The sequence below is a fragment of the Paraburkholderia sp. NPDC080076 genome, assembly GCF_050281145.1.
Classification (GTDB): domain Bacteria; phylum Pseudomonadota; class Gammaproteobacteria; order Burkholderiales; family Burkholderiaceae; genus Paraburkholderia.
On sequence record NZ_JBNNWQ010000013.1, the window covers coordinates 1 to 11,500 of the forward strand.

The 11,500-nt window shown below is 61.1% G+C and carries 10 protein-coding genes and 1 pseudogene; 3 read left to right on the forward strand and 8 right to left on the reverse strand.

Annotated features, from left to right (window positions below):
- Both ACQKRQ_RS35815 and ACQKRQ_RS35820 read left to right on the forward strand, forming a co-directional pair.
- A pseudogene (locus ACQKRQ_RS35815) lies at nucleotides 1-318 on the forward strand (polyphosphate kinase 2); the annotation flags it as partial.
- Between the two features lie 37 nt (nucleotides 319-355).
- On the forward strand, nucleotides 356-2,092 hold the full coding sequence (locus ACQKRQ_RS35820; protein ID WP_427482337.1) for a SulP family inorganic anion transporter: 1,737 nt from the start codon (nucleotides 356-358) through the stop codon (nucleotides 2,090-2,092).
- Between the two features lie 79 nt (nucleotides 2,093-2,171).
- Here the strand turns inward: ACQKRQ_RS35820 and ACQKRQ_RS35825 are convergent, their stop codons facing one another.
- The 5 genes from ACQKRQ_RS35825 to ACQKRQ_RS35845 all read right to left on the reverse strand — a co-directional run bounded on the left by ACQKRQ_RS35825 (nucleotide 2,172) and on the right by ACQKRQ_RS35845 (nucleotide 5,759).
- Nucleotides 2,172-2,513: a hypothetical protein gene (locus tag ACQKRQ_RS35825; RefSeq protein ID WP_427482339.1), complete on the reverse strand. Its 342-nt coding sequence runs from the start codon at nucleotides 2,511-2,513 to the stop codon at nucleotides 2,172-2,174.
- Nucleotides 2,513-3,427, reverse strand: coding sequence for a DUF2950 domain-containing protein (locus ACQKRQ_RS35830; protein WP_427482340.1), 915 nt, complete (start codon nucleotides 3,425-3,427; stop codon nucleotides 2,513-2,515). Before ACQKRQ_RS35830 ends, ACQKRQ_RS35825 begins: the two co-directional genes overlap by 1 nt.
- A gap of 12 nt (nucleotides 3,428-3,439) precedes the next feature.
- Nucleotides 3,440-4,852, reverse strand: coding sequence for a DUF3300 domain-containing protein (locus ACQKRQ_RS35835; RefSeq protein ID WP_427482555.1), 1,413 nt, complete (start codon nucleotides 4,850-4,852; stop codon nucleotides 3,440-3,442).
- Between the two features lie 145 nt (nucleotides 4,853-4,997).
- Nucleotides 4,998-5,267, reverse strand: a complete 270-nt coding sequence (locus ACQKRQ_RS35840) for a hypothetical protein (RefSeq protein WP_427482342.1) — start codon at nucleotides 5,265-5,267, stop codon at nucleotides 4,998-5,000.
- 162 nt (nucleotides 5,268-5,429) lie between these two features.
- Entirely contained in the window at nucleotides 5,430-5,759 is a 330-nt protein-coding gene (locus ACQKRQ_RS35845) for a hypothetical protein (protein ID WP_427482343.1), read from the reverse strand.
- A 300-nt stretch (nucleotides 5,760-6,059) separates the two neighbouring features.
- Between ACQKRQ_RS35845 and ACQKRQ_RS35850 the strand changes: the two genes are divergently transcribed.
- Nucleotides 6,060-8,798, forward strand: coding sequence for an MGH1-like glycoside hydrolase domain-containing protein (locus ACQKRQ_RS35850; protein ID WP_427482345.1), 2,739 nt, complete (start codon nucleotides 6,060-6,062; stop codon nucleotides 8,796-8,798).
- A gap of 505 nt (nucleotides 8,799-9,303) precedes the next feature.
- On the opposite strand, the gene ACQKRQ_RS35855 is transcribed toward ACQKRQ_RS35850, so the two are convergent.
- The 3 genes from ACQKRQ_RS35855 to ACQKRQ_RS35865 all read right to left on the reverse strand — a co-directional run bounded on the left by ACQKRQ_RS35855 (nucleotide 9,304) and on the right by ACQKRQ_RS35865 (nucleotide 11,398).
- On the reverse strand, nucleotides 9,304-9,918 hold the full coding sequence (locus tag ACQKRQ_RS35855; protein WP_427482347.1) for a septal ring lytic transglycosylase RlpA family protein: 615 nt from the start codon (nucleotides 9,916-9,918) through the stop codon (nucleotides 9,304-9,306).
- 100 nt (nucleotides 9,919-10,018) lie between these two features.
- Complete coding sequence (locus ACQKRQ_RS35860) at nucleotides 10,019-10,831, reverse strand: peptidoglycan DD-metalloendopeptidase family protein (RefSeq protein ID WP_427482349.1); 813 nt, start codon at nucleotides 10,829-10,831, stop codon at nucleotides 10,019-10,021.
- A gap of 318 nt (nucleotides 10,832-11,149) precedes the next feature.
- Nucleotides 11,150-11,398: a hypothetical protein gene (locus ACQKRQ_RS35865; RefSeq protein ID WP_132383073.1), complete on the reverse strand. Its 249-nt coding sequence runs from the start codon at nucleotides 11,396-11,398 to the stop codon at nucleotides 11,150-11,152.
- Nucleotides 11,399-11,500 lie beyond the last annotated feature (102 nt).

The following is an 11,500-nucleotide window of genomic DNA, read 5'->3' on the forward strand; positions in this document are numbered from 1 at the left end:
CGTCTTGAAGCACGCATCCACGACGGGCGCAAGGTGTGGAAGCTCACGGATATGGACCTGAAATCCTATAGCCGGTGGTATGACTACTCGCGTGCGCGCGATGCAATGTTCGAGGCCTCGGACACCGAGATCGCTCCGTGGTACGTGGCGAATTCGAATGACAAACGTCGCGCGCGGCTCAACGTCATCAGCGATGTGCTTCACCGGATTCCCTACACGGCGATGCCCCGCAGGAAAGTGACGCTTCCCAAGCGGCAAAAAGCCGAAGGCTATGAGGAACCGCACTATCCGTTCAAGTACATCGCTGAGCGATTCTGACCTCGGGAGCTCACTGTAGACGAAGGCCATCGTTGCCATGAAACAGGAACAGCCGTCCCGCCGGGAAAAGCGAAATGGCCCTCAACTACGGCGGTCGACCGGCAGCGTCCGCCTGCCCTTCCCGGAATGGATTGCCGACTACAGGGCAGCGTGGCTGAGGCCCGACATCATTGCCGGCCTGACGCTAGCCGCGGTGGTGATCCCGAAGGCACTGGCGTATGCGACCATTGCCGGCCTTCCTGTTCAGGTCGGGCTATACACCGCCTTCGTTCCCATGTTGATCTACGCTTTGCTGGGATCTTCGCGTGTCCTCAGCGTGAGTACGACGACCACGATCGCAATCCTGGTCGCGGCGGCATTCGGCAGTGTGGCGTCCGCGAATGATCCGGCCAGCCTGCTGACGGCTTCGGCGACGCTGACATGCCTGGTTGGGGCGATTCTTATCGTAGCGAGACTGCTGCGGTTGGGCTTCATCGCGAATTTTATTTCCGAACCGGTGCTCATCGGCTTCAAGGCCGGCATCGGAATTGTCATCGTCGTGGACCAGGTGCCGAAGCTACTCGGCATCCATTTTCAGAAAGGCGCGCTGTTTCACAACCTGCTCGCCATCGTTCATGAGATCCCGCAAACGTCCTGGGCAACAGTGGCCGTCGGCGCGGGCATGATCGTTCTGCTGGTCGCCATGGAGCGCTTCCTCCCCCGTGCGCCCGCACCCCTGGTCGCGGTGGCGGCCGGCATTGCCGCCGTGAAACTGTTCGCCTTGCCGGCGTATGGTGTGGCGACGGTCGGCCACGTCCCCACGGGACTGCCTCCCTTTACGCCGCCGGATCTGCAAATGGTGACGATGCTTTGGCCCCCTGCGCTGGGCATAGCACTCATGAGCTTTACCGAATCCATCGCGGCAGGACGGGCGTTTGCGCAAAGCGGCGAGCCGACTCCACAGCCGAACAGGGAATTGCTGTCGACGGGACTGGCAAACCTAGGCGGCGCTTTCTTCGGCGCCATGGCCGCTGGCGGCGGGACGACGCAGACCGCGGTGAACCGGCTCTCGGGTGGGCGATCCCAACTTTCCGGACTGGTCGCCTCGCTAGCCGCGCTCGGCACAATGCTCGTTCTGGCACCGCTCATCGGGTTGATGCCGGAGGCGACACTGGCAGCAGTGGTCATCGTCTATTCGATCGGACTGATCAAGCCGGCCGAATTCCGGGAGATCCTCAAGGTACGTCGCACGGAGTTCATCTGGGCGCTGGTCGCGCTGGTCGGCGTGGCCGTGGTCGGCACGCTCGAAGGGATTGTCGTCGCGATCATCGTGTCGCTGGCCGCGCTCGCTCATCAGATGTCGGACCCGCCGGTTTATGTGCTGGGCAGGAAGCCCGGCACGAACGTCTTCCGTCCGCGCTCGACCGACAACCCCGCCGACGAGACCTTCCCCGGCCTACTGATGCTGAGGCTGCAGGGACGCATTTTTTTTGCCAATGCCATGCGCGTCGGAGAGAAGCTGAGGCTGCTCATTGCCGAGCCCAGACCGAAAGTGTTGGTGCTCGATCTCTCTGCTGTATTCGACTTCGAATACACGGCATTGAAGATGCTAACCGATGCGGAAAGGAAAATTCGTGAGGAGCAGGGAGTCGTGCTCTGGCTCGTCGGTCTCAATCCCGACGTGCTCGCGATGGTGCGGCGCTGTCCGCTGGGAGAGACGCTCGGGAACGACAGAATGTTTTTCAATATGGACATGGCGGTTGCCAGGTATCAAACCGACCAGGCTCACGATTAACACCACCCATCCAAATCGGCAAAGCGACACGTTAGATTGACCGCACGTCGCGTGCTTGGCCCCCTACCCCTGGCCTCGCTCATCGTCCCATACGACGGTCGTAGCTGCGCGAGATGCGCTGAAGCAAAGTCGGGTCGCGTGCGTCACTGGAGTCGAACCGCACCTGTACGCTCCCATCGGCCTGCTGGCGCACGCCGGCCGTCACGATGACGCTGCCGAAATTTCCAACGACGGTGCCGTTCGCCGGATCCTGTACGGTAACGGCCAGTCCTTCGTCGCGCATGGCGCCTGCCGCGGCGGCAAACGAGCGATCGTAACTGGCTGGCGTCATCACCACCGTGCCGGCGGGGACCGCGTAGTAAGGGCATCCCGATAGCGCGACGAGCACGCCGCAGGCAGCCGCGAGTAGAAGAAGGCGCATCAATGTGCCACCTGCGCCCACCCGGGGCCGGGGTCGAATGACTGCATCGCCGCCGCTTTCTTCGCGCTGTCGGGGCCAAGATCACGCTCGTAGACCTGCCCGTCGTGACTGACCATGAAGCTCTTGATGCCGGTATCCCCGTAGCGAACAGGCCAGGCAACGACGGCGAAGCCGCCAAAGAGCTTGCCCTTGGCAACATAGTCGTACGCCCCGCCAGGGGCGTGAGGGCCCTGCGACGTGAGCAGCTTGTAGTGGTAGCCGTAATAGCCTGCCTGCCCGGTGCGCGCGCCCGCCGTCACGAAGGCGGCCCCAAGCGGACTTGGCTTGTCATCGGGGCCGGTTGGCCAGTACAGGCCGTCCTGCTTGCCGGGCGAGCTCGACAGCTTCTTCGCGTAGGCGAGCACGCCACTGCCGTCATGGTCCGTCTCGGCGTATTCGCGCTGCGCATCGTAGACCGCCAGCATTGTCTGGATGACGGCAAGCTCGTTTCGGCCAATGCGGCGCAAGCGCATTTCCTCGACTCCGGCGCGCGTGTCGAAATGCCAGCCTTTGGCCGATTTCACGATGGGGATGGGCAGAGTCCAGCCATCATTGCCCACCAGGATGTCGGCACGTTCGCTGTTCGTCGCCTGAATCGCATGCGACGTGTCCCAGGCCTTCAGAAAGCGGCTTCGGATCTCGGCGCCGACCGGAGGGATGAGTTCCCGAAAGTCGACGCCCAGCAAAGCCCTTAAACTTGCCTCGTCGTTATTGGCAACAGCGTGGCCGAACGCCGTCATCGCCTCTTCCGGCGACTTGAAGTCCGTCTGCGCGTATGCAGCAGGAGGCGCCCCGAAGCAGAGTGCCAGCGCAACCACGACTGAACCGCCGATCGCGGCGAGCCGAGCCGCAGGAAATCGTAGTAATGACTTCATGCTCGTGCCTCCCTAGCGTCTGCCACGTCCGCCACCACCCGAGCGCATCCCGCCCCCGCCGCCCGATCTATTGAAGCCCGAAGACCGCGCGCTGGCCTGGCCCCGGTTGAAGTCTCGCTGTGAGGCGCCACCGCCGCCCACACCCTGGAAGGCACTGTCGCGGCCGGCTCCGGCACTGGCCCGATCGGACACTGCCGCGCGATTGCCGGCACCGGCAGTATTCGCGCCGTCAGCACGATTGCCGAAGCCTCCAGTCGTCCCTCCACCAGCGCGGTCGCCCATGCCGGTGTTGTTCGCGCCACCAGCGCGGTCGCCCACGCCGGCGTTGTTCGCGCCACCAGCGCGGTCGCCTACGCCGGCGTTGTTCGCGCCACCTGCGCGGTTGCCCACGCCGGCGTTGTTCGCGCCACCTGCGCGGTCGCCTACGCCGGCATTGTTCGCGCCGCCCGCGCGGTTGCCGGCGCCGGCCCGGTCGCCTGCGTCACCAGTGCGGCCACGGAAGTCACCGCGCGCGTCGGCGCCGGAGACATTATTGGCGAACTTCTCGCGGGACGCGTTATCACGGTAGGCGACGCCCTGACGATGGCTGGCATCATGCTGCCACTTGCCGCCGCCCTGAACTTTGGTGCGATCAAAATTGCGATCGATATTGGCGGCCTTGTTGACGTTGATATTGACGTCTCCACCACCCCAGTTGCAGTTGCCGAAGATTGCTCCCGCCGCGGCAAGGCCGACGCCCCAGGCAAATCCAGTGGCGAGTGCGGCGCCGGGATAGTAAGCCGGTGACGGTGGCCAGTAGTACGGAGGATAGGTCGGATAGCTCCATGCGCCGTACACAACGGTCGGGTTGTAGGCCGGCACGTAGATCACCTCCGGGTTCGCCGGCTCGATGCGCACGATGGTCTGCGCGGCTTGCCCACCCGCCGGCGCAGGCTCCGAGATCACCTTCTGTTGCTCATTGGACTTCAGGTTGCCCGATTTCTCAGCGCGCGAGCGCAGTCGCTGTACCGCAGCGAGCACGTCGCTTTCCTGCGCGAGGAAGGCGTCGCCCAGTTTCTGGGTCCAGTCGAGCTTGTCGTTCATCGGCTCGAGTACCTGCGGAAACGCGACCAGCGATTTCACGCTGACATCCCAAGGCTGCCCCTCTACCGCCTTCACTGCGGCGTCACCTTTGATGTTCGGATTGGACTTGACCCAGCGCGCGGCATGCACGATCTCCAGTGGATAGGTGGAGGCCATCAGTACCTGAGATAAAAGAGAGTCGGGATAGAGTGCGATTGGTGCAACCAGCGCCTCGATCTCCTCTGGCTTGAAGGTCGGCTGCTGCGGTGGATTCTGGGCGCTCACACCATTCGAACCCATCATCACGACAGCGACAAACCATATGCAGACCACTTGCGACAGTCTTTCACTCCACCGATTCATGGCTACTCCCTCCAACCCACAACCGCGCGAACATCGGTCGTTTGCATCGCCCATGCCTGGCACGGGGTAGTGTTATTTTTCGAAGCTGTGGACTTTTCCCCTTCGATGGATAGATGACGGGTCGCTGAGCGGCAACCGAACTGGTCTATTGATCCACGCCGCTATGGGCCGCAGCAATGGCTTCGTCGCGGACCTTTGCCGCAGCCGCCTTCTGCTCGTTGTAGACTTTTTTCGCTGCGCTGACTTTCCGGTCATACGCTCTGTTGGCTGCGGCAACCTGCTGATGCATCTTCACGATCTCATCCGAATTGCCGCCTGGTGCCGCGTTCGCCGCGGGCCCACTAGCAGTCTGTGCCCAACTCGTCGTGGCAAGCACGCCGGTGCACAGCAGGAACGTTGCAATGATTTTCTTCACGGGAACCTCGAACTGGACGGGTTGCGGGGCGACGGTGGGCCGACCGGCCAAATTCGCTCCGCCAGGTGAAAACCATGACTTCGACCGCCAGCACGACGGACGTCAGTCACCTGTATGGAAACGTAATTCCGAACCGCGTGATCTTTTTGCCTCGCGGGCCTCTCACACTTCATTATCGGACACGGGATTGTTCAGTGACAATGAGCCTTTGGTCCCATACTGGCCCGGCAAAAATGTAAGGATCAGTTGGCTGCCACAGTCCGCAGCGTTGCGCACAGCCCCAGGAAACAGATCCTGCGGGACGGCTCGTACGGCCTGCCAATCCGCAATTCTGCGTTGCAGCGAGACGTCGTCCTTCCTGGTCGATCCGCTTTTTTGATCGCCTCGTCCCACTTCGGAAATGCTGCCGCTTCTCGATGGAAGGGAACTGAAATATTCGATAAACCGTGCGACCAAAGTCTTATTGTCCGTACCCACCTCATGGTTGATCATTTAGGAATCTAAATGGATTCAACGACCATTCGGATGAACGGCATCGCGACCGTTTTTTTCATGGTAGCGAGACGCCTGTGTCATTCAGTTCACAGGCCCGTGTCATTCAAGCGACACCAATCCGGTTAAGTATGGAAAGCCTCGACGATCAGCGTTCCGCAAGCCTTTAGATCGAGTTCGAACGCAATCGTCGGGGTCAACGAGACTGGCGCTGGCCGGCATGCCGTACGTTCGCCTGAAACGCCCTGATCCGCTTGGGATGTCGAGCCGGATTCGTTCACCCGTAGCGGAGGAAAAGCCATGGCCGCGCAAGTTGTGGATGTGACGGAGCAAGTACGTTTGAACGAAGCGCGCGAAGCACAAATCCCGTGGAAAAAGTGGGGGCCTTATCTAAGTGAGAGGCAGTGGGGAACGGTCAGAGAGGACTATAGCGATAACGGCGACGCCTGGAATTACTTCACTCATGACGAGGCGCGCTCACGCGCCTACAAGTGGGGAGAGGACGGACTCGGCGGACTGTGCGACGACCAGCAACGGCTGTGCTTTGCATTGGCGCTATGGAACGAGCGCGACCCGATTCTGAAGGAGCGCCTCTTCGGCCTCACGAATGGCGAGGGCAACCATGGAGAGGACGTCAAGGAGTATTACTTCTACCTCGACAGCACGCCCACCCACTCCTACATGAAGTACCTCTACAAGTACCCGCAGCGGGAGTATCCCTACCGGGACCTGGTCGAGACCAACGGGAAGCGTTCACGGGAAGAGTTTGAGTACGAGTTGCTCGATACCGGTGTCTTCGACGATGACCGGTATTTCGATGTATTCGTCGAATACGCCAAGGCAGATCCTGACGACATCCTTGTCCGGATTTCGGTGCACAACCGCGGGCCGGAGCGCGTACCGTTAAGAGTATTGCCAACGCTATGGTTCCGCAATACCTGGTCCTGGGGAGACGATGACCGCAAGCCGTCGCTGTGTGAAGATGGAGCGGGTACGATTTGCGGAACCCATCATGAACTGGGCCAGTACTGGCTCTATTGCGAGGGTGATCCGGAGTCGTTGTTTACCGAGAACGAGAGTAATGCGCAGCATCTGTGGGGCGAGCCCAACGCATCTCCTTACGTCAAGGATGCTTTTCACAACTACATTATCTCGAAGCAGACCGATGCGGTAAGTCCAGCAAAGACGGGAACGAAGGCCGCCGCTCACTATATCGTCGAGTTGGCTGGTGGGGAAAGCAGGACGATCCGCCTACGGTTGACGGCAACCAGAATGAACGAGCCCTTCGACGGTTTCGACGGGATAGTCGAGAGCCGGATCGCCGACGCCGATGAGTTTTACCAGCGGATTGCACCAAAATCGCTGACAGACGATCAACGCCGAGTGCACCGCCAGGCGCTGGCAGGCATGTTATGGAGCAAGCAGTATTACTACTTCGATCTGGACAAGTGGCTGCGTGAGCACAAGAGCCATCCTTTGCTCGAGACCGCCCGTCGCGATGTGCGCAACACAGACTGGTTCCACATGCTGAACGCCGACGTGATCTCCATGCCGGACAAGTGGGAATATCCTTGGTACGCGGCCTGGGACCTGGCCTTCCACACTATCTCGCTGGCGCTGGTGGATTTCGATTTCGCCAAGGAGCAACTGCTGCTGATGCTGCGAAGCCTGTACTTCCACCCGAGCGGGCAAATTCCGGCTTACGAGTGGAACTTCAGCGACGTGAACCCGCCGGTGCACGCCGCCGCGACACTCTGGCTATACAAATACGAGAAACAGCTGGGCCGGGCTGATCCGCGGTTCCTCGAGCGATCGTTTCAGGGTTTGATGCTCAATTTCAACTGGTGGGTCAATCGCAAGGACCCCAGCGGACGCAACGTCTTCGCCGGCGGCTTTCTCGGTCTCGACAACATCGGTGTCTTCGACCGCAGCGCGCAGCTTCCGACCGGTGGAGTGCTGGAGCAGGCGGACGGCACGGCGTGGATGGCGTTTTATTGCCAGAACATGCTGGAGATGGCCATCATCCTGTCCGAGTACGATCCCATCTACGAAGAGATCGCCTTCAAGTTTGTCCGGCATTTTATGTGGATTGCCTATGCGATGGACCGCCGCGGCGAACATCACGACGAGATGTGGGACGAGGAAGACGGCTTTTTCTATGATCTACTGCGCCTCCCTGACGGCCAGGCGACCCGCTTGAAAGTGAGGTCGATGGTAGGACTGTTGCCGCTGTGCGCGTCGACGGTGTTCGAAGCGGATTCCGCCACTCGCTATCCGAAGCTGATGGAACTGATGGCTCAGTTTCGAACACGTCACCCCGAATTGATTGCCCAGATTGCCCCGACGGAAGCGGGTTTCATCGGCTATAAGGAAAGGCGTCTGTTGTCTATCCTCAATAAAAAGAAACTCGAGCGTGTGCTTGGGTATCTTCTCGACGAGAACGAATTTCTTGGGCCGCACGGCATTCGTTCGCTCTCGCGCTATCACCTGGAGCATCCGTTCGTTCTCAATGTCGGTGGGCAGGAATACAAAGTAAAGTACCTGCCCGCCGAATCGAATACCGGCATGTTCGGAGGCAATTCCAACTGGCGCGGTCCGGTCTGGATGCCGGTCAATATGCTCATCGTTCGGGCGCTGGTGAATCTGTACAGCTTTTACGGCGACGAGTTCAAGGTTCAATGTCCCACGGGTACCGGGCCACAGATGACACTGTTCGAGGTGGCCCAGGAGATTGTTCGGCGGCTCACCGGCACGTTCCTGCGAGATGAGCATGGACAAAGGCCGGTCTATGGCGGATCGGCGAAATTTCAGCACGATCCGCACTGGCGCGACCTGATCCTGTTCTACGAGTACTTCCACGGTGACAACGGCGCGGGCCTTGGCGCCAGCCACCAGACCGGATGGACGGGGCTGGCGGCCCCTCTCTTAGATCTGTTTGGACGCATCGATGCAAAGTCTCTGCTTGAAACAGAACGCGTGCAGCTAATGGCAAGAGTCGTCAAAGAACAGATTGGCGGAGAAGCCGCAAATCAAAGGTGACGGAGCAACCATTTCCGACGTACGCTTCCGGGCGTTGTTTTAGCCAGTACACGTATCTGATTCAGTGCGTTATCTCGCGCATCGTTGCTCAAAAAGGGCGCTGCACGATTGTTGAAAGATTGCTAATCCACCAGGCTCGCGATCCAGACAAAAAAATGCGGCGTCGTCTCAATCCGGAGGCCGACGCCGCTCAAAACATCACACGCTCGCGGGGGTCTAGCCGCACGAGTGAACACAAATTAGCCGGTCAGAAAATTGACCTCAAGATGAAAGAACTACTTTTGTAACTGGCGGCCAGGTAGTTATTACGTCGGACGTAAACGGCGGCCGCATAAAAACGTTGCGCCATCTGCGCTGAAAATCGTATGAATTGAAGCGCCCGCAACTGATAATTTACATACGCAGAGGTTTTGTTACAGTCGACGCGCTGGTCGCAATACGACGACGGCCTTTAATCAATTGGCCACAGGTTCGGGGTTCCCTTCTCTCGTAATCACGATCAGTATCAGGCGCCGGTTTCCATGCAGCGGCGTGCCGCAACGACGCGTTCCAGCGTCACCTGCGCGTTGCCCGCCGAACCGACGCCAAGCGCCTGCGCGGCGGCATACGAAAGATCGATGATCCGTCCGCGCACGAACGGGCCGCGATCGTTGATGCGAACGATCACCGAGCGCGCGCCGCCGAGCGCCGTCACTCGCACGCAGGCGCCCAACGGCAGAGTGCGATGCGCCGCGGTGAGCGCGTGCATGTCGTAGCGCTCGCCACTCGCGGTGCGGCGTCCGTGGAACCGCTTGCCGTACCACGTTGCTATGCCCGTTTGCCGGAAAGTCTTGCCGCACGCGCAGACGGGCGTGGTCGATGCAGCATCGTCGTTCGCCAAAGGACCAGGTGACGATTCCTCGCTCCCAGTGTCCGATGCGCGCGATGTGTCGATGTCGCCGGTTCGTGCCGCATGTGGTTTTGTTGCACGTTGACCGTTGCGTGCGGCGGCAGCGCCGCCACTGAGCGATTCGCGACCGACGCCGGGCTGCGCACATCCGGCAAGCATGAGCAACGCGCCGAGCAGCAAGACTGTCGACGCGCGCCGGCCCGTGCCAAAGCAATGTAGATAGAAATTCATAAGCATCACGTCGCGCGGCGCACTGCATGCGGCAGGCTCCGCGTCGCGCTCGAGGTCAAGGTCAAGGTCAGATGAGCGGCGAGGCCGCGAACGCGCCGCGTTACTGGCGTTTCGGGAGATACTTGAGCGGATCGACCGGTTTGCCGTCCGCGCGCACTTCGAAGCGCAGCGATGCCTGGCCTTTGTCGTCCGCGCCCATTTCTGCGATCGCCTCGCCTGCCTTGACGTCCGTGCCTTCCTTGACGAGCAACGCGCGGTTGTTGCCGTATGCGGTCAACACATGCGCGTCGTGCTTGATGATGATCAGCTTGCCGTACGCCGCGATCCGGCCTCCCGCATAAACCACGCGGCCGCCCGATGCCGCCCGCACCGGTTCGCCGACGCGCCCGCGCATCACGATCCCCTTCGTCTTGCCCGACACGAACGGCGCGGTCACGGGGCCACTCACCGGCCACGCGAGTCGTGCCTTTGTGGACGTAGCCTCGCTCGGGCTATCCGCGAAGAGCGCGCGCGCTTGCGCAAGTGAGTTCGATGGCGCGCTGGCTGCGGGCGAGGCACCGGCACCCAGCGGCGGCGCGACGCGCAGCACCTGGCCGACACGCAGGCCGTCAGCGGGCGACAAGCGGTTCCACTGCGCGAGCGCTGAAGCCTCGCGACCGAACGCCTTGGAAACGCCGATCTGCGTGTCGCCGGGATTGACGCGGTAGAAACCGGCAGGGACTTGCGAAATGGATGCGGGCGTAGGCAAAGGCGCAGGTGCGGACACGTGCGCCGGCACGTCAACGGCATAGACCGGAGCGGCCGGCTGTGCTCGCGGCCTGGCCAGCGCGCAGCCCGCCAACGACGCGGCCAGCAACAGCGCGAATAGCATGGAAAAGCCCGATTTGGCAAAGCGGGACGAACAGATTTTCATCGGGGAGATCCGGGTAAATCACGTGGGTGGCTAGCCGCGACTGCCGCGACTGCAGGCATGCGGTGTGGTGTCGGCGCGCGGTGCTATGGCGGCCGGCTATTCATTCGGTGGCGCGCGTGACGGTTCTCGCAAAGCATCGGCATCCGTGGTTCGTCGCGTGGTCCAACGGGCAACAAGCGGCGCGCGTGCAAGCGATGCGTGATTGCAGCTCGCATCGATTTGCCGCTGATCTTCGCCTCACGCCTTGCGATTCCAACAGCGATGAAGGACGGGCCGACGACCTGCATCGGCCCGCATCCTCGCATCGTCGGCCGATGCTTACGGCTTGATTGGCGCCGCGCCGTCATTCGACGCAGCGGCTTGCGCGCCGCTAGCAGCCGACGCAGCCTGATGGCGATGCGCGTGCTTGTGATGCTTCTTCTTGTGGTGATGCTTCGCAGCCGGCGCCGAGGCTTCCTGCGTAGCCACGCCTGCTTGCGACGATGCGTCGACCGGCGTGGATGCCTGGGCGAATGCGCCGATCGAGAACAGACCCGCGACGGTAACGGCGAAAATGTGCTTCTTCATGGATGGTATTTCCTTAACGAACTGCGTTGACTGACCGCTTCACGGCCGCGTGTTCAACGAGTGTCAGGACAAAGCGTTGACGGCATCGTCGGGAACAGGACG